At 69.3% G+C, this 18,610-nt stretch carries 15 protein-coding genes; 5 read left to right on the top strand and 10 right to left on the bottom strand.

Features of this window, described 5'->3' with window-relative positions:
- Positions 1 to 47 precede the first annotated feature (47 nt).
- Positions 48 to 2,399, top strand: coding sequence for a DEAD/DEAH box helicase (locus ACQPYK_RS02800; RefSeq protein WP_433249670.1), 2,352 nt, complete (start codon positions 48 to 50; stop codon positions 2,397 to 2,399).
- Positions 2,400 to 2,609: 210 nt separating this feature from the next.
- Here the strand turns inward: ACQPYK_RS02800 and ACQPYK_RS02795 are convergent, their stop codons facing one another.
- From ACQPYK_RS02795 to ACQPYK_RS02750, 10 genes are all read right to left on the bottom strand, one after another.
- Positions 2,610 to 4,511, bottom strand: a complete 1,902-nt coding sequence (locus tag ACQPYK_RS02795) for a hypothetical protein (protein ID WP_433249667.1) — start codon at positions 4,509 to 4,511, stop codon at positions 2,610 to 2,612.
- A 423-nt stretch (positions 4,512 to 4,934) separates the two neighbouring features.
- The gene (locus tag ACQPYK_RS02790) at positions 4,935 to 5,435 is read right to left on the bottom strand and encodes an Rv3654c family TadE-like protein (RefSeq protein ID WP_433258684.1); all 501 of its coding nucleotides are present in this window, start codon (positions 5,433 to 5,435) and stop codon (positions 4,935 to 4,937) included.
- A gap of 45 nt (positions 5,436 to 5,480) precedes the next feature.
- Positions 5,481 to 5,813, bottom strand: coding sequence for a TadE family type IV pilus minor pilin (locus ACQPYK_RS02785; protein WP_433249664.1), 333 nt, complete (start codon positions 5,811 to 5,813; stop codon positions 5,481 to 5,483).
- Between the two features lie 62 nt (positions 5,814 to 5,875).
- Positions 5,876 to 6,112, bottom strand: coding sequence for a DUF4244 domain-containing protein (locus tag ACQPYK_RS02780; protein WP_433249661.1), 237 nt, complete (start codon positions 6,110 to 6,112; stop codon positions 5,876 to 5,878).
- A gap of 166 nt (positions 6,113 to 6,278) precedes the next feature.
- A complete protein-coding gene (locus ACQPYK_RS02775) occupies positions 6,279 to 6,605 on the bottom strand; it encodes a MerR family transcriptional regulator (RefSeq protein WP_433258682.1) in 327 nt (108 codons plus the stop codon).
- Between the two features lie 661 nt (positions 6,606 to 7,266).
- Positions 7,267 to 7,824, bottom strand: coding sequence for a type II secretion system F family protein (locus ACQPYK_RS02770; protein ID WP_433249658.1), 558 nt, complete (start codon positions 7,822 to 7,824; stop codon positions 7,267 to 7,269).
- Between the two features lie 444 nt (positions 7,825 to 8,268).
- Positions 8,269 to 8,967, bottom strand: coding sequence for a type II secretion system F family protein (locus ACQPYK_RS02765; RefSeq protein WP_433249655.1), 699 nt, complete (start codon positions 8,965 to 8,967; stop codon positions 8,269 to 8,271).
- A 2-nt stretch (positions 8,968 to 8,969) separates the two neighbouring features.
- Complete coding sequence (locus tag ACQPYK_RS02760) at positions 8,970 to 10,283, bottom strand: TadA family conjugal transfer-associated ATPase (RefSeq protein ID WP_433249652.1); 1,314 nt, start codon at positions 10,281 to 10,283, stop codon at positions 8,970 to 8,972.
- Positions 10,280 to 11,326 carry a septum site-determining protein Ssd gene (gene ssd / locus ACQPYK_RS02755; protein WP_433249649.1) on the bottom strand — a complete coding sequence of 349 codons (1,047 nt, stop codon included), beginning with the start codon at positions 11,324 to 11,326 and terminating at the stop codon, positions 10,280 to 10,282. The genes ACQPYK_RS02760 and ssd overlap by 4 nt, the downstream gene beginning before the upstream one ends.
- A gap of 1,191 nt (positions 11,327 to 12,517) precedes the next feature.
- Complete coding sequence (locus ACQPYK_RS02750; RefSeq protein ID WP_433249646.1) at positions 12,518 to 13,291, bottom strand: oxidoreductase; 774 nt, start codon at positions 13,289 to 13,291, stop codon at positions 12,518 to 12,520.
- Between the two features lie 394 nt (positions 13,292 to 13,685).
- On the opposite strand from ACQPYK_RS02750, the gene acs reads away from it, so the two are divergent.
- The 4 genes from acs (at position 13,686) to ACQPYK_RS02730 (ending at position 18,607) form a co-directional block, all read left to right on the top strand.
- Positions 13,686 to 15,671 carry an acetate--CoA ligase gene (acs, locus tag ACQPYK_RS02745; RefSeq protein WP_433249643.1) on the top strand — a complete coding sequence of 662 codons (1,986 nt, stop codon included), beginning with the start codon at positions 13,686 to 13,688 and terminating at the stop codon, positions 15,669 to 15,671.
- A 286-nt stretch (positions 15,672 to 15,957) separates the two neighbouring features.
- The gene (gene nhaA / locus ACQPYK_RS02740) at positions 15,958 to 17,184 is read left to right on the top strand and encodes a Na+/H+ antiporter NhaA (protein ID WP_433249640.1); all 1,227 of its coding nucleotides are present in this window, start codon (positions 15,958 to 15,960) and stop codon (positions 17,182 to 17,184) included.
- Positions 17,185 to 17,210: 26 nt separating this feature from the next.
- Positions 17,211 to 17,687, top strand: a complete 477-nt coding sequence (locus ACQPYK_RS02735) for a phage holin family protein (RefSeq protein WP_433249637.1) — start codon at positions 17,211 to 17,213, stop codon at positions 17,685 to 17,687.
- Positions 17,684 to 18,607: an alpha/beta fold hydrolase gene (locus tag ACQPYK_RS02730; RefSeq protein WP_433249634.1), complete on the top strand. Its 924-nt coding sequence runs from the start codon at positions 17,684 to 17,686 to the stop codon at positions 18,605 to 18,607. The genes ACQPYK_RS02735 and ACQPYK_RS02730 overlap by 4 nt, the downstream gene beginning before the upstream one ends.
- Positions 18,608 to 18,610: the final 3 nt, after the last annotated feature.

Here is an 18,610-nt window from a genome sequence, read left to right as displayed (position 1 = left end):
GCTCAGTGTCTATACGAAATCACGATTCCCGGCGACTCTGCCCACAGATGCCAGACTGGAAACCAGTGACTCCGCCCTCATCCTCCTCGCTCCGAGCGGGTTCCGCGCTCACTTACCTGCTCGGCGTTCCCGCACGTCGTGACCGCGTGACCCACGTGGAGCACGTTCCCGCACGTCAGGCCGGTCAGGCCCGCTGGCCGGACTGGGTTCCCGAGAGCCTGGTTACGCGCTGGGCGAACCACGGCATTTCGGGCCTATGGCCTCATCAGGTCGAGGCAGCTGAACTGGTTCATCGTGGTCAAAACGTGATCATTGCCACAGGGACCGCCTCGGGCAAATCCCTCTCCTACCTGGTACCCGCCCTCTCCTCGGTGATCGAAGGCGGCACGATCCTTTACCTCACCCCTACCAAGGCGCTGGCCGCCGACCAGCTCCGCGCCCTCGACGAACTCGGCGTCTCCGAGCTGCGCGCGGCGACCTTCGACGGCGACACCTCCTTCGAAGAGCGCGACTGGGTCCGCCGGCACGCCAACTATGTGCTGACGAACCCGGACATGCTTCACCGCACCCTGCTGCCCCGGCACGCCCAGTGGTCGTCCTTCTGGCGGCGGCTGCGGATGGTCGTGGTGGACGAATGCCACGGCTACCGGGGCGTCTTCGGCTCCCACGTGGCGCAGATCCTGCGCCGCCTGCGCCGGATCTGCACGCGGTACGGCTCCCGCCCGGCCTTCCTGCTCTCCTCGGCCACGGCCAGCGAGCCCGGGGCCTTCGCCGCACGCCTGACGGGCCTGCGGACGGCCGAGGTGACCACGGACGCCTCGCCTCGGGGGGCGACCACCTTCGCCCTGTGGGAACCTCCCCTGACCGATCTGCGCGGCGAGGGCGGCGCCCCCCTTCGCCGCCCCGCCACCGCCGAGAGCGCCGACCTCCTCGCGGACCTGGTGATCGCCGACGTCCGTACCCTGGCCTTCGTCCGCTCTCGCCGCGCCGCCGAGTCCGTGGCGCTCACCACCCGGGCGAAACTCCAGGACCTCGTGGTCGAGGTGGGGGCGCCCGGAGACCTGCCGGACAGGGTGGCGGCCTACCGGGCCGGATATCTGGCCGAGGACCGGCGCGGACTGGAGAAGGCGTTCCGATCGGGTGACCTGCTCGGGCTGGCGACGACCAATGCCCTGGAACTCGGCGTCGACGTGTCGGGACTGGACGCCGTGCTCATCGCGGGATGGCCGGGGACCCGCGCCTCGCTCTGGCAGCAGGCCGGACGGGCGGGACGAGCGGGACAGGACGCCCTGGCAGTGCTGATCGCCCGGGACGACCCGCTGGACACCTATCTGGTCCACCACCCCGAGGCGCTGTTCGGCCGACCCGTCGAGGCGATCGTGCTCGATCCCGACAACCCCTACGTGCTCGGCCCGCACCTGTGCGCCGCCGCCGCGGAGATTCCGCTCACCCGGGATGAGCTGGAGATCTTCGGCCCGACCACCAAGGAGGTGCTCGCGAGTCTGACGGGAGAAGGCCTGCTCAGGGAACGCGCCACGGGCTGGTTCTGGACCAGGCGGGAACGGGCCACCGACCTCGCCGACATCCGGGGCGCGGGCGGTGCGCCGGTCCAGGTGGTGGAGGCGTCGACCGGCCGGCTGCTCGGCACCGTGGACGAGCCGTCGGCCCACACGAGCGTGCACACCGGAGCCGTCTACGTCCATCAGGGTGAGACGTATCTGGTCATCGAGCTCGACCTGGAGGCGGAGGTCGCGCTCGTCGAGGCCGGAACCCCCGACTACACGACCTTCGCGCGGGACGTCACCGACATCTCCGTCCTGGAATCTCTCCGCTCGCACCCACTCGGTCCGGGAGAGCTCCATTTCGGCTCCGTGGAGGTCACCCGCCAGGTCGTCTCCTACCTCAAGCGCCGCGCCCAGAGCGGCGAGCTCCTCGGCGACGAGACCCTCGACCTGCCCCCGCGCACGCTGCGCACCCGCGCGGTGTGGTGGACGCTGCCCGCTTCCGTGATCGTCTCCCTGGCCGAGGAGGGCCTCGATCTCGGCGGAGCCGCGCACGCGGCGGAGCACGCCTCCATCGGCCTGCTGCCGCTCTTCGCGACCTGCGACCGCTGGGACATCGGCGGTGTCTCCACCGAGCTCCATCCCGACACCGGGCTGCTCACCGTCTTCGTCTACGACGGTCACGAGGGGGGCGCGGGCTTCGCCGAACGCGGCTACGCCCGTGCTCTCGACTGGCTCACAGCCACCCGCGAGGCCATCGCCTCCTGCGAGTGCGAACGCGGCTGCCCTTCGTGCATCCAGTCGCCCAAGTGCGGCAACGGCAACGAGCCCCTGGACAAGGCGGGAGCCCTCCGGCTCCTCGCCGTCCTGCTCTCTCTCGACGCTCCGGAGCCCTGACGGCCCTCGGGAACCGGACACCACTGAGAAGCCCCGACCCCAGGAACCCGGGCACTGCGGAGAAGCTCCGATCCCGGTAGCACGGGCACCACGGAGAAACCCCGACCCCGGTAGCACGGGCACTGCCGAGAAGCCCCGACCCCAGGAACCCGGACACCACTGAGAAGCTCCGATCTTGGTTGCCCACGCCTTCATCGTGGAGGCGGCCGGTCAGTCACCACCGTCGCGACGGCCGCCGGGGTAAGAGGGATCCTCTTCGTCTGCGGCCCAGAAGTCGGTAGCTCCCGGCTGCGGGCGCTCCCAGAAACCGCTGTCTTCCATGGATCGGGGCGCGGGAGGGAGGTAGTCGTCCCACCGGTCACCGATCCGGACTGCGATCGGAGCGACCGCCCTCACCTCGGGAATCGGCGCTGCCACGGGCAATGCCTGAAGAGAGGGCTCAGACCGGGATATGACCGCGGGTCCGCGGACTCCGGATCCGGAAGCTCCCGATTCGGCTTCGGGGCATGTGTCCGGCCGCTCGGGAACCCGGTCGGGCGAGGCTTCCCGAGCGAGGGCCGAGGCGTGAGGGGCGGAAAGCGGCTGTACCGGAGAGTGAGTGGAAACCCGCCGCACCGAGGAAGGCCGCACGGAAGCCGAGTGCGCCGAACCCTGCTGGAAGTCACGAGTCTTGACCACGGCGAGAATGACCGCGGGCCGCCGGACGGCGGATGCCGTGGAAGCAGCCGTCGCCGGAGCGGCCGTCGCAGGAGCAAATGACCCGGAAGCGGATGTCCTGATGTTTCCGGCCATCTTGGAAGCGATCTTGGGCGTGTCGTCATCGCTGGGGTCGAAGTCCGTCGCCACCGCTTGGCCACCACTGGTGTGCGCGGCCAGCAGTTTGCGGCGGAACCAGGCACCGCCATGTGCACCGAGCAACAGCAGGATGAGGGCACCTGCGATGAAGATGCCGTACTGGCTGATCCCGCCGACCGGAGACTCCGAAGATCGCGCCATGATGTCGGTCTTCGTCGCCGGCATGGTGTCCGTCCCGGTGCTCATGGAGTCAGCAGCCGACTCCGGTTCGGCCTCGGCTCTCCCCTTGGTGTCAATCCCCTTGTCGTTTCGCTTGGCAGGCGGCCGTGCGACCTTGTTCGCCCCTTTGTCCTTGCCCCTGTCTCCGCCCTTGTCTCTGACCGTCTCCGAGTCTCTGCCCTTGTCTCTGACCGTTTCCGAGAGACCGGGCCTCCTCGCGGGCACGACCGCCGACTTCGGCGACCGTGTCGGGGCCGTCGTGGGCTTCCTGGCAGGCAGCCGCGGCAGGTCCTGAATCCCACTCTGCCTCTTGTCGGCCTTCTTGCCGCCGCTCTTTCGGCCCTGCTGGTCGCTTGTCGGGTTTTTGCCGGTTTTCTGCTGATCCGCGCTGTCGCGCGTCTCGGCGCCTTTCTGGGTGTCGGTGCTCTGGTCGTTCTGCGGGACCCCCGGGGCGGGGACTCTGATCGAGACGACGGCCGATTCTCCCGAGGAGAGGGTGCCGCCATTCCCGTTGCTGCGCAGCGCCTGCACCATGAACCCGATCCGCTGGCCGGCCGCCTTCGCGGGAACCGACAGGGTCGCCCTGCACGAACCGCCGGAACAGGCGCTGCCCACCTGCACCGAACCGACCTTGCCGGTCTGGCTCGTGGAAATCTCGTAGCCCTGCAGGTCGGGCTCTGCCCCCTTGTTCCAGGTCACCACGGCGTGGTCGCCTTGCAATCTGGCGGCCACTCCGCTCGGCGGTGCCGGAGGAACGGCCTGCGTCAGGGTTTCACTGGTTTGATGCCATTCTCCGCCGAGGATCTTGCCTTTCTGCTCAAGCCTGATCTCATAACTTCCGTTGGGGCGATCGCGAGGATCCCACGAGTAGGAGACCTTTCGATCCCCTTTCGCCACCTGCCGGCCATTGACGAAAAGGACGGCGTCGAAAAGCGGATCGACGGTGCCGGAAAGTGTCACCGCCTGGTTGGAAGTGACTCGCGAGGGGACGTCCAACCGCGCCACGGCCTGCGCCGGGCCCGGGGCTGCCAGCACTACCGACACGGACACGATCGGTGCGATGACCGCCACGGCGATCAGCCTGCGAACCGTCGTCACGACGTTTCCCTTCGTCGAGATCCGCACGCCGCTCGGCCACTCGCGGTGCGAGTGGTCGCACGGCGACCGGACGCGCCAGTCCTCCAGGCCGACTCGCATCGGCCCGGCCCGCCGAACCTGCCGTCGCGATCAGAACGGGCGGCTCGGCAGCGCCGTGCAGCCCTGGAACTCGCGACCTCCCCTTCCCATGGCTGGGAACGAGACAGCATGGACCATGGGTAAGCGGAACCTTACGTGAGATTTCCGATTTTTGGACATGCCGTCTAAGAAGTCGTGATTCGATTGCGACCTTGCCTCTCAATGACTCGGTAGCCTTGTCGAATCCCTCTTTTCCCGGAGTCCTCACTTGTCCTCACCGGCTTCTCAACGCCGAACTTCTCAACACCGAACTTCTCAGCACCGAGCTTCTCAACGCTGAACTTCTCAACCGATGGGGCCGGCGATGTGAACGGGACCGGCACGTGCGTCGGCCGTGATCGCCCGGTCGCCGACGACGGGCAGCGAAAGCCGCACCACCGCCTGGACGTCGGCGATTCCGTCAGCGCCGACGACGCATCGCATGATCCTGGCTCCATTGGATTCGGCCAGCGAGGAGGCCTCGGCGCATCCGCGATCTGGAGCGGCGAACGCCAGCCGCGCGGCGGCGAGTGCGCTCAGATCGGCGGCAGCCTGGACCCGATGACGGGCCACCCTGGCCGCGCCGGCGAACATGACCGCCGTGGCCACCGCAAAGATCAAGGCAATGAGCCCGACCGCCCAGATCGTCGCCGATCCTCGGTCTCTTTCTCTCGACTCTCCGGCCCCGACCCCTCCCGGCCTTCTCCCCCCGACCCCTCCCGGCCTTCTCCCCCCGGGCTTTCTCGGCTCTCTGACCCCAGGCTTTCTCGGCTCCCCGGCCTCGGACCCTCCCCGCTCTCTGCTCACAGGCTCCCCGCTTCCCACTCTTGAGGCCGACGTCTCCAGCTCGGCTCACCGTTCCACCCCCGGCTCGGTGGCGGAGAACGCGGTCGCGCCAACGGTGACGCTCGGAAGCGAAGCGCCCCATCGAGGTCTGACGCTCGCCGACACCTCCACCCGGGTCATCTCCGCACTTCGGGTCACCACGACGTGCGCGCCGGCCGGAGCAGCTGCCAGAACACCGTCTCGCACCTGCTGCAGCGGCTCACCCCGCGACGCGGCCCGAGCCCCGGCCCGAGCCGCGTCCACGCACTCCAGTTGCGCCCCGACCGCCGACACCGCCCACAGTGCGGCGGCCAGCACCACCACGACACCCGGCAGAACCATCGCGGTCTCCGCGGTCACCGACCCCCTCGACCGGTAGGACCGATGGGACCGGTGGGAGGAGACTCTTCGCCCGTCGGCAGTCACCCGGCCACGGTCAACGCCCGGTTGATCAAGCCTGAGATCATTTGCTGGACCTCTGGGCTCGTCACCACCTTGAAAAGGAGCGCGGCGAAAGCACAGGCGGCGATTGTGCCGACCGCGTATTCAGCGGTGGACATGCCCCGATCGCGACCCGCGCCGGTTGTCAGCAGCGCCCATCGGGCGCGCAGCCACCGTGATCGGTCACGCAGGGCGCCGTCAGCGGTCGATCGAGCCATCGTTTCCTCCCGGAAATCCGGCCGGGTCCAACGCCCGGCATCTGTTGCACCAGATTTCCCTACGGACACGCAGCCGCGTGGACGCGAACGGCATTCTGTGGAATTCGCCTCACCGCCTGTGGACAACGATGAAGCGTGGTCACCGGAAAGACTCGGGTAGCCGCGGTTACGCCGGCTCGTCCCGTTTGGCCAGCTCGGCGTTGAGCCGTAGAGCCTCCGCCAGTTGATCTTCCAAAATGATGATGCGGCAAGCAGATTCCAGGCCGGTTCCCTGGTCGACCAGTTCGCGCGCCCGAGCGGCGAGGCGGAGCTGGTAGCGGGAGTAACGGCGATGGCCGCCACTCGACCGCTGTGGCTCGATCAACTTCGCGGTCCCGAGACTGCGCAGAAACGCGGGGGTGACGCCGAGAATCTCCGCGGCGCGACCCATCGAGTAAGCCGGATAGTCATCGTCGGCGAACTTGTCGGCCGAAGCCGAAGGAACTGAACCCATCACACCTTCCGGGAACGCGGACAAGGGCCCCGGTGCATATAAGCACCGGGGCCCAGAGAGTTTCAACACCATCTACCGACTATCACGTCGGCTTTTCGATTTAGCACAAACCTCCTCGTATGGGCAGGGCACTGGAGCGCATATTCGCAACCGGAGACCACCTTCCATTTCGTGGAGCTGTGTCACCCGTCCGGCAATGCCGCATCCGCCACGGGCGATCCTGATGGCGCCTGAACCTCCCCTTCCTCTTATACGAAGACTTGCGATTCTTCCATCGCGGCTCGATGGCCGCCTGTCGGCCGGTCGCCCCGCCGGAGCCCTTTCACTGTCCTGGCCCCGCCGAGCCCGAGCGTGCCGTCGAACTTCCACGGCAGGTCATCGTCGCCATGCCGCATTGATCTTCACTGCGACAAGACAAAGACTAGCCGCATAGGCTCAGGATGTCTACCATGGCCACAACAGATTTAAGCCGATGGTCAAGCTAGACAATCTGCACATCGGACAGCATGCCCGCCGGCCGAGATGGCCGCCAGGCAGGGAGGAGCCGATGCTCGACTCCTCAAAAAAGATCCTCCATCACCGGCGACCCTTCCCGCCTGTCCACAGGCCCTACCTCCACCTGTGGACAAAATTGGGGCAGTCAGTAGAAACCTGTGGATAACTAAGGAAGCAGCACGTCACCGGCGAGACCGGCCACAACGGGAACGATGCCGAGGAAGACGAAGGCCGGCAGGAAGCAGAGGCCCAGCGGGGCGACCGCCTGAACCCCGACCCGTCGAGCAGCGGCCGCCGACGCGGCGCGGGCGGCGTGGCGCGAGTCGTCGGACAACCTGGCGAGAACGTCCGCCACCGGGGCTCCGCTGACGGCGGCCCGGCTCATCGTGCGGGCCAGCGGAGCCAGCGCGCGTTCGGCCGCAAGGACCTGCCAGGCACGCTCCGGCGCGGCACCCAACCTCAACTGCCCGCTCACCCAGGCCAGCCGGTCACCGAGCGGACCGCCGAGAGCCTCAACGGTGACATCGATGGCCCCGGTGATGGGCTGCCCGGCACGCAGGCAGGCGACCATGAGATCGGCCGCCAGCGGTAGATCGGCCATCACCCGATCGCGTTCCCGGCGAAGCCGGGCCGGCTCCCGTCTTCGGACGAGCACCAACGCGACCACCGAACCCGCCACCCCGGCCACGACTCCCGGCACTCCACCGACGAGGAGAAACACCATCAGCCCGATGGCGATGGAAAGTGCCGTCTCTCCCCGGCTCGGCCGCCGGCTTCCAGTCGAATCGCGGACCGCTCCCGTATGTGGGGAGAAGGAGGACATCCGGGCCCCGGACGATGCTTCAGCCGGCCCCGCCGAGCGCTTCCGCCAAACTCGATGGAGGCGCTCGGCGGGATCATCGGGTGAAACCCACAGCCACCCGACGACCCCGGCGAGGGCACCGGCAAGCAAGATGATCACTAGTTTCGCTCCTCACATTCGCCCGGCCACGAACCGGGACAACGAGCCGCACCCGAATCCACCGGGAACCGGGGTGTCGTATCGACACCGTTCTCCAGAGCCGGCAGGCAGCCGCAGCTGACCTGACGCCGTTGAACGGAGAGCGGCCCGGGCGCGACAGCCTCCGACGTCTCACGAGCTGGAGAGTGCGTTGCCGGCCGGAGAGGGTCAGGCCTGTTGGGCATGAGTGATCAGCCGATGAGTCCACCACAGGCCGCAGCCGTCGAGCCCGAGACCGACCACCAGGCAGACCAGACCCGCCGGGCTGCCGAGCAGGAAATGCAAAGGGCGCATGCCCAGGCCCATCGCCATCAGGAGGCCGAGCACGGGGAGCCCTGCCAGCAGGCGGGCGGTGGCGCGGGGGCCGGCCAGCTGGGCGGTGACGTCCTGGCGGTGGGCCTGCGCCTCTCTGAGAGAACCGGTCACGCGATCGACCAGGACCGACAGGGCTGCCCCGACGGTCACACTCGCCTGCCAACAGGCGGCCAGCCCGCGGAAGGCCTCGCCCCCCTGCTCGGGTGCCGCAGCCAGCAGCGCCGCCGGGACATCGCCGCCGTCTCTCGCGGCGGCGATCAACGGCCGCAGTGCGACCGGATCGGGAAATTCGGCGGCCGACACGGCTCTGGCCAGTGCCTCACCGGCCGTTCGGCCGGCGGCCAGCTCGGCCGCGAGCCCCTGGCACAGCTCGATCGACGCGGCCCGCCAGGCAGCCGTTCGCCTGGACGGCCGTGAGCGGCCGATGAATCTCGTGCGAAGCGAACGCGATTCGCCCTGGGAACGTCGCCGTATCCACCACAGGCGCGCCGTTTCAGGATCGGGCCCGGTCCACAGCCACGCGGCCAGGGCGGCAAGGAGAACGGCCATCATCGTCATGACGGTGTCCCATGGACGTCCGGGACACGGCCCTCGGGTGGCCGGGGTGTCATGGCGGGGTCGTGCGTCCGCTCGCGGTGACGGTCGAGCCGCCCGGGATCGTATGGTCTGCGCGTCGGGCCGGATGAGGCGGTGAGTCCGGACGCTCGAGCCGCGAGAGCGGGAAAACCCGGGCCGGTGGTCACTCGACCGTCCGAGGAGAACGCGAGGGCGGCCTCGGCATCGACCAGGCCCGAGGGGCGGCGGGTCATCATGCAGATCTCGGCCACCCGGCGGCGGCCATCGGCGTGATCGCGGACCAGATGGATGACGACGTCCAGCGCGGCGGCGATTTGGCTGTGCACCGCCTCACGGCTGAGGCCGGCCGCGCATCCCAGCGCTTCCAGACGGGGCGGCACATCGGCCGCGGTGTTGGCATGGAGGGTGCCACAGCCGCCCTCATGCCCGGTGTTCAGGGCGGCGAGAAGATCGACGACCTCGGCGCCCCGGACTTCACCGACGACGAGACGGTCCGGGCGCATGCGCAGAGCCTGGCGGACGAGGTCACGTAGACAGACACCACCGGCTCCCTCAAGATTGGCCGGACGCGACTCCAGGCGCACGACGTGAGGGTGCAGCGGTCTCAGCTCCGCCGAGTCCTCGACCAGAAGCAGCCGGTCACCGGGGTCCGCCAGGGACAGCAGGGCCGACAGCAGAGTCGTCTTTCCCGTGCCCGTGCCGCCGGTGACGAGGAAGGCGAGCCGGGACTCGATCACCGCGGTGAGCACGGGGACGGCGTCGGATCTGATCGTGCCGGCTTCGACCAGGTCGGGAAGGGTGAAGGTGCGGCGAGGCGGAAGCCGCAGGGACAGACAGGTGCCGCCGGCCGCCACGGGCGGCAGGACCGCGTGCAGCCGGACTCCTCCTGCCAGGCGAGCGTCGACGTAAGGGGAAGCATCGTCGAGACGCCTGCCGGCGGCGGCGGCGAGGCGCTGGGCGAGCCGCCGGACGGCGTCCTCTCCGGGGAACACCACCGAGGTCCGGCGCAGACCACGGCCGTCGTCGACCCACACCTCGCGCGGGCCGTTCACCAGAACGTCGGTGACTTCGGGCTCGGCGAGCAGCGGCTCCAGCGGGCCCGCGCCGATCAGATCGGCGCACAGCACACGGGCCACCGCCAGGATCTCCGCGTCGCCGAGCACCGCCCGTTCAGCCCGGAGCGCGACCGCGACGTGTGCGGCGCTGGGCTCGACCCCGGCCCGCGCCAGCCGTACCCGGACCGCTTCGACCAGCTCGGGGGAGACCGATGTCGCGATGTCGGGCTGTTTCATGTCTCTGCGCCGAGCATCGAGTGGAGGAACGAGGCGCAGAACCGGCCGAGGGAGGTCCGGCGGCCGATCGGGGGGACGTCGCCACGGTTGAGGGCGGCACTGAGACGGGGCTGATCGGGAAGGCTACCCGCATACGGCATGCGGAGTGAGGTCGTCACTACCTCGTCGTCCAGGACACCGCCACGCACGACGGCCCGCACATCGCCGGTGTGCTTGCGCAGCCCGGCCAGCACCTGGGCCGCCGCGAGCACGCCGCGCACGTCGGCGGTGACGACCAGCAAGGTGACGGCGGCCCTGCTCAGCGCCTCCGCGGCAGCCTGGTCGGGGTGGCGGGGCAGATCGACGACCACCAGGTCGAAGCCCCTTCGACCGGCTTCGAGGACCGAACGCATCGCCTCGGCCGGGATGGGCTCGACCTCACCACGGTGGAAGGAGAGCAGGGTCAACTCGGCGAAGGTGGGCAGCGCGGCCTGAAGCGCGGTGAAGCTGACCCTGCCCTCACGGGCGACCAGGTCGGACCAGCGAGCCCCATCGGCTTCCTCCTGGCCGAGAAGCAGGTCCAGGCCTCCACCGAGCGGATCGGCGTCGATGAGCAGGGTGCGCAGGCGCCGCCGGGAAGCACTCAGCGCCAGCGAGGTGGACAGGACGCTGGCCCCCGCTCCCCCACGCCCACCCGCGACGCACACCACGATCCCCGCTCTGGCCGCCGGCTCCACGACATCGGCGAACTCGTCGACCAGCTGTCGCTCAGCAGAGGGCAGCTCCAGCACGGCCTGTGCGCCGACCGTGACGCATTTTCGCCAGGTGTCCGGATCTTCGGGAGTGCGGGTGACCAGGATGACCCGGTGCCGGGGCGGTGGCCCGGTCGCGGCCAGGGCGTCGGCCATGTCACTGCCGACCACGACCAGTGGAGCGCGGTTCCAGTGGGGCCGGGCGTGTGCGGGAACATGCGCGACGTCAAGCTCGGCTCCGGCGGCGGCGGCGACGCGGAGCAGATCGTCGAGCAGGTCATGATCTTCGGTGATGACCAGAGGGCGGTCCAAGGGTGCCTCCCTGAAGTGCGGAGGACCTACTCTCCGGGGGAGTTCGCCTTGGCCGAGTTACCGAACGCCGCTCTGTGGACAACCTCGACGAGGCCGACGTCACCTGTGGACGAGACTCCGCACCTCCACCGCCCGCAATCGCCTGTCCACAGTGGATCCCATGCGAGGAGACGGGCAGCCCGCCGAACCGCGGCGCGGCGACCCCGGAAAAGCGGCGATCCCGGGCCGACTGGCGGCCCAGGGGAAGCGGCGGCCCCGGGCCGGCTGGTGTTCCAGGGGAAGCGGCGGCCCCGGACTGTTGGCGACCCAGGGAAAGCGGCACCTTCGAGTCGGCTGGTGTCCCCAGGAAAGCGGTGTCCCCGGAAAAGCGGCGATCCCGGGCCGACTGGCGGCCCAGGGGAAGCGGCGGCCCCGGGCCGGCTGGTGTTCCAGGGGAAGCGGCGGCCCCGGACTGTTGGCGACCCAGGGAAAGCGGCACCTTCGAGTCGGCTGGTGTCCCCAGGAAAGCGGTGTCCCCGGAAAAGCGGCGACCCCCGCTGGGGGGTAGCGGGGGTCGCCGACCGGTCCGGCTCTGGGGGGGTAGAGCCGGTCCCGTTTCAGAAGAAAGCCTTCAACGGTTCACCGGAGCACGGCAAGGGATCGAAGAGCCACCCGTGCACAGTCACTCCAGTAAGGGGAGATACCACCTCATGCTGCCCGATCAACTCAAGTTTCGTCGAGGAGTAATCCCTGTTTTTGATGGTTTTTCGGAGTAACGGTTGTGTCGCGGCGCGCCATTCAATGACATAAGTCCCAAATGACCTATTTTGATCACAGAGAGTGATCGAACATACCTTCCACCCGAGCCGTCGCCCTCCATCTACCCCTCCGGGGTACCGGGCGTTTTATCCACGAATGTCCCCCGATCTGTAAAGGTCTTGGTCTCAGGGGTTCCCATCTCTCAGGATCCGGCATAGAAAGGTGACACGGACCACATGTCCGGGCACGGCCGCCGGGCACCCACGTGCCGCCGAGCCGCGGGAGGCACCGTCGGGACGGGCTTGTCCCATCCCGAGGATCTACTGGTGCACGCTTGGTAACCCGGCTGGACGTGCCGGCGACGGCGTCCCATACCAGGGGCGCCGTTTGCCACGGAAGACGGCGTCCCCACATCGGGGGCGCCGTTCGCCGTGGAGGTGGGAGTGCCCGCGATCAGCCCCGCTGCATGGCCTCACAGATCGCCGTGGCCTCCCTGACACCGAGGGTCACCGCCGAGGCACAGTGCCGCACCCAGGTGGCGACCCCGTCGGGAGTCCCGCTCAGGTAGGCCTTCAGGCCCTCGGCATAGGCCGGCCCGAGTTCGAGGTGCCCCAACTCGACGGCCGCCAGCGACTTCGGATCGAGACCGAACTCCACCAGCGTCAGCCGCTCCGCCGCCCGCGCGACCACCCCGTCAGCCGATCCGAACGGCCGAAGCACCGCCAGCTCCGCGTGCACGATGGCGGCGAGGACCACGGCGGACGCCTTGGAGGTCCGCGTCACCAGCTCGACCAGCCCGTCCACCCGGACGACCGTCTCCTCCGGCCCCGGCGCGGCGCCCAGCCCCAGAAGGTCGGGCGCCTCGACGGTGTCCCGGGGCCGGCCGAGGTCGTCGGTGAGGCCCGCGGCGGCGAGGGTGTGCAGCCTGGCCAGCACCTGGCGCGGGGCCGTGCGCCAGGTCGGGCCGAGCCGTCCCAGCTCGGCCGACACGCGCAGCGCGCCCTGAACGACGGGGTCGGTGACCTGCGGGATGGCCTCCAACGGAACGTCCACCCCCTCCAGGGCGGCGGAAGCCCGCGCACCGCGCAGGGCCGACCTGGCCGACACCTCCGGACTCTTGCGCCGCAGCACGCGATGCCCGTAGAGCCGGTCCACAGCCTTGCGCGCGTCGGTGACCGCCTCGGACACTCCGGGCAGTTCGGCGATGACAGCCAATGGGTCGCTCACGCTCCCCGACCCTACCGGCCGGTTAACAAGACCCCGACCGCGCCACCGGACACCTCACCGGGCGGTCCCGGCCCCGCTCGCCGGACACATCGGCGGGCGTTTCACCGAAACGCGCGACGGGCCGTTCGGCGAACACATACCGCCGTCCACCGCACTGCCCTGATAAAAGGCTTGGAACGCGTTAAAGAGCGTGAAATAACGCTTTATACATTCTTATGGTGTCGAAAACACAACGGTTCCGCCGCAGTTGTTACACGGCGTCATGGTGGTTGTGAACCACATGCCCCGCTGCCACCGGTTGGTACAGACCTGTCTAGACCTCTTGTGGCAGGTACCTCTGGCCTGGTGAAGTGGGACACGACCAGTTCGCCTAGCAGTACGTAAGGAGTGCGCAGTGGCCCCGGAGACCCCTGGTTCCGAGTCGCGTGAGACCCAGGAGACCTTGTCGAACCTGCTGCACGAGACCCGGCGGTTCGCACCTCCAGCCGACCTGGCCGCGGCCGCGAACGTGACCGCCGACGCCTACGACGAGGCAGAGCAGGACCGCCTGGCGTTCTGGGAGAAGCAGGCCGACCGGCTGGCCTGGTCCAAGCGCTGGGACACCACCCTTGAGTGGAACCCGCCCTTCGCCAAGTGGTTCGTCGGCGGAGAGCTCAACATCGCCTACAACTGCGTCGACCGCCACGTCGAGGCGGGCCGCGGTGACAAGATCGCCTACCACTGGGAGGGCGAGCCCGAGGGCGACAGCCGTACCCTCACCTATTCCGACCTGCAGCGCGAGGTCGCAAAGGCGACCAACGCGCTGCAGGAGCTGGGTGTCGGCAAGGGCGACCGCGTCGCCATCTACATGCCGATGATCCCCGAGCTGCCGATCACGATGCTGGCCTGTGCCCGCATCGGCGCGATCCACTCGGTGGTGTTCGGCGGTTTCTCCTCCAGCGCGCTCAGCGGAAGGATCCAGGACGCCGACGCCAAGATCGTGGTCACCGCCGACGGCGGCTACCGCCGGGGCGCGCCCAGCGCGCTCAAGCCGACCGTGGACGAGGCGGTCGAGGAATGCCCCGGCATCGAGCGCGTCCTGGTCGTGCGGAGGACCGGCCAGGAGGTGGGCTGGACGGACAAGGACGTCTGGTGGCACGACCTGGTGGATCGGCAGCCGGACGTCCACGAGGCGCGCCCGAACGACGCCGAGGACCCCCTCTACATCCTGTACACCAGCGGCACGACCGGTAGGCCTAAGGGCATCCTGCACACCACCGGCGGCTACCTGACCCAGGTCGCCTACACCCACCACGCGGTGTTCGACCTCAAGCCGGACACCGACGTCTACTGGTGCACCGCCGACATCGGCTGGGTGACCGGCCACTCCTACATCGTGTACGGCCCGCTGGCCAACGGCGCGACCAGCGTCATCTACGAGGGCACCCCGGACACCCCGCACCGGGGCCGGTTCTGGGAGATCGTGCAGAAGTACAAGGTCACGATCCTCTACACCGCCCCGACGGCGATCCGCACCTTCATGAAGTGGGGCGACGACATCCCCGCCAAGTACGACATGTCGTCCCTGCGCATCCTGGGCAGCGTCGGCGAGCCGATCAACCCCGAGGCCTACGTCTGGTACCGCGAGCACATCGGCGGCGACCGCTGCCCGGTCGTGGACACCTGGTGGCAGACCGAGACCGGCGGCATCATGATCAGCCCGCTGCCCGGCGTCACCGCGGGCAAGCCCGGCGCGGCCATGCGCCCGCTGCCCGGCATCAGCGCCGACGTGGTCGACGACCAGGCCAACCCCGTCGGCAACGGCGGTGGCGGCTTCCTGGTGCTGAACGAGCCGTGGCCGTCCATGCTCCGCACGATCTGGGGCGACGACCAGCGCTACATCGACACCTACTGGTCCCGCTTCGAGGGAATGTACTTCGCCGGCGACGGTGCCAAGAAGGACGAGGACGGCGACCTGTGGCTGCTCGGCCGCGTGGACGACGTCATGCTCGTCTCCGGCCACAACATCTCCACCACCGAGGTGGAGTCCGCGCTGGTCTCCCACCCGAAGGTCGCCGAGGCGGCCGTGGTCGGCGCGACCGACCCGGTGACCGGCCAGGCGATCGTGGCGTTCGTGATCCTGCGCGGCAGCGCCGAGGAGAGCGACGACATCGCCACCGAGCTCCGCAGCCACGTGGCCAAGACCCTGGGCCCGATCGCCAAGCCGCGCCAGATCCTGGTCGTCCCCGAGCTGCCGAAGACCCGCTCCGGCAAGATCATGCGGCGTCTCCTGCGCGACGTGGCGGAGAACCGCAGCGTCGGCGACGTCACCACGCTGGCCGACAGCACGGTGATGAACCTCATCTCCGAGAAGCTGCCCAGCGCCAAGAGCGACGACTGAGCAGACGACCGAGCGCCGGAAGGCGCTGAGGGCGCGGATCCCCGTCACGGGGTCCGCGCCCTTCGCACGGGCACCCCCGCCCGCCTGTCCGCGCGTTTCACACAGGCACCCCCGCCCTTACGTCCCGCCCGCCTGTCCGCGCGTTTCACACAGGCACCCCGCCCGCGGGAGAAGCCGCACCCACCCAGAGTCCCGTTTGAGATACTTCGATAGGGTTTAACCAGGTGTGCCGGGAAGTCTGGTCGGCCGGCGAGGGAACCGCCCTCGCCGCATTCCCGGAGGTCCCATGCGTCACGCCGTCGAACTCTGGCCCTTGCGGCCGACCGTCCGATACGCCCGCCAACTCGCCGAGGCGCTCCGCACCGAGACCGTCGGCGGCGTCATCATGCTGCTGGCCACGGTCGCCGCGCTGGTCTGGGCCAACGTCTCGCATGACTCCTACGAGACGCTCCGCACCGCGACGTTCGGCCCGGCCTTCCTCCACCTCGACCTCGAACTCGTCGAATGGGTCCAGAACGGCCTGCTCACGATCTTCTTCTTCGTCGCGGGAGTCGAGGTCAAGGAGGAGTTCGTGCACGGCGAGCTCGCCAACCTCCGCAAGGCCGCGCTGCCCATCCTCGCCTCGATCGCGGGCATGGTCGTTCCCGCTCTGGTCTACCTCACGGTGAGCTGGGGCGCACCGGACGCGGGCCGCGGCTGGGCCGTCCCCACGGCCACCGACATCGCCTTCGCGCTGGCCGTACTGGCCGTGACCGCCAGCGCGATGCCCGCCGCGTTGCGCGCGTTCCTGCTGACCAGCGCCGTGGTGGACGATCTCGGCGCGATCACCGTGATCGCCGCCTTCTTCACCCGGCACCTGAACCTCCTGGCCCTGCTGGGCGCGGTGGCGGTCATCGCCCTGTACGGCCTGCTGCAGGCCCGGCACGTGCGCGGCCTCTGGCTCTATCTGCCGCTCGCCCTCCTCGCCTGGTATCTCGTCGAGATCAGTGGCGTTCACGCGACCGTCGCCGGGGTAGCTCTGGGCTTGATGACCCGTGTACGCAGCGGCCCGGACGAGGACAGATCCCCCGCCGAACTGGCCGACCACTACATCCGCCCGGTGTCGGCGGGCTTCGCGGTGCCCGTGTTCGCGTTCGTGTCCGCAGGGGTCGTGCTCAGCGCGGAGAGCCTCGGCGCGATGCTCACCGACCGCGTGGTCCTCGGCGTTATCGCCGGGCTGGTCGTCGGTAAGTTCCTGGGCGTCTTCGGCGGGGCGTGGCTGGCCGTACGGCTCGGCTTGGCGAAACTGTCGGAGGAACTGCACTGGCGGGACATGGCCGCTGTCTCGATACTGGCAGGGATCGGGTTCACCGTTTCCCTGCTCATCGGCAGCCTGGCCTACGGCGATGATCCGGAACGGGTGAACGCGGTGACCACCGGGGTGCTCGTGGCGAGCCTCATGGCCTCGGTCCTCGCGGCGATCCTGCTCCGGGTGCGCGTGCGCAACCACCTCAACGCGCAGGATGATGTCTGATACCGGCGCTTGATAGGAGATCGCTCATGACACTGAATCCATCCACGGAACCACAGCAGGAGGAATCGCTGGGCGCGCTGGTCGCCGCGGCCAGCGACCAGATCTCCACCCTGGTCCGCGCCGAGATCGAGCTGGCCAAGACCGAACTGCGGTTCGACGCCAAACGGGTCGGCGTGGCCGCGGGGCTCTTCGGGGCCGCCGCGTTCATCGCGCACCTGTGCCTGATCCTGGCCTCCTTCGCCATCGCCTACGGCCTGGTCGCGCTCGGCCTGTCGACCTGGCTGGCCTTCACCATCGTCACGGTGTTCTACCTGATCGTGGCCGGCCTGCTGGTCTTCTTCGCCACCCGGCGGCTCAAGGGCCTGACCGGGATGAAGCGGACGTTGCGCTCGCTCAAGACCCTCAAGAGCGGCGAGGGCGAGTCCGGCGTCGCCGTCTCGCCCGCCCCGCCCACCGCGGGTCAGGTCGGCTCGCATCGCGCGCCGGTGAGCCCGGGCCGGTGAGCCGTCCCGACGAGTCCCTGGCCAGGGTCGAAGGCCCGTGGACCCACCGTTCCGTGCACGCCGGCGGCACCCGCTTCCACATCGTGGAGGCCGGTGAGGGCCCGTTGGTGCTGCTGCTGCATGGATTCCCGCAGTTCTGGTGGAGCTGGCGCAACCAGCTCGTCTCGCTGCCCGCGGCGGGCTACCGCGCCGTCGCCGTCGACCTGCGGGGCTACGGTGCCAGCGACAAGCCGCCGCGCGGCTATGACCTGCCCACCCTGGCCGGCGACGCGGCGGGGCTGATCCGGGCGCTGGGCGAGACCGGCGCGATCGTCGTCGGCCACGACTGGGGCGGGCTGCTGGCCTGGACCATGTCCGTGCTGGACCCCAAGGCGGTCCTGCGGCTGGTCCCGGTTTCGGCGCCCCATCCGCTCAGGCTCCGCTCCGCGCTGCTCTCCGATCCGTTCGGCCAGCTCAGGGCGAGCGCCTACGCCCTGGGATTCCAGCTGCCGTTCCTGCCCGAGCACCGCCTGACCGCCAACGAGGGCGCGATGGTGGGGCGGCTGCTGGATGAGTGGTCCGGGCCGAGCTGGCCGGAGGAGGAGGTGGCGAGGACCTATCGCGAGGTCTTCCGCATTCCCACCGTCTCCCACTGCGCGGTGGAGTATCACCGCTGGTTCGCCCGCTCCCAGCTCCGCCCCGACGGCCTGCGCTACGCCAGGACCATGCGGGGCGAGATCGACGCGCCCACGCTGCAACTGCACGGCGCGCTGGACAGGCACGCCCTGCCCCGCACCGCCCAGGGCTCGGGGCGCTACGTGACGGCCCCCTACCGATGGCGGCTGATCGAGGGCGCGGGTCACTTCCCGCACGAGGAGCGCCCGGAGGAGTTCGACGCCGAGCTCATCGGCTGGCTGTCCGACTCGGAACCCGACCGATGACCG

The organism is Streptosporangium sp. CA-135522, assembly GCF_050949235.1.
Taxonomy (GTDB): domain Bacteria; phylum Actinomycetota; class Actinomycetes; order Streptosporangiales; family Streptosporangiaceae; genus Streptosporangium.
The sequence above is the reverse complement of the archived record's forward strand: the minus strand, read 5'-3'. Positions and strand labels throughout refer to the sequence as shown.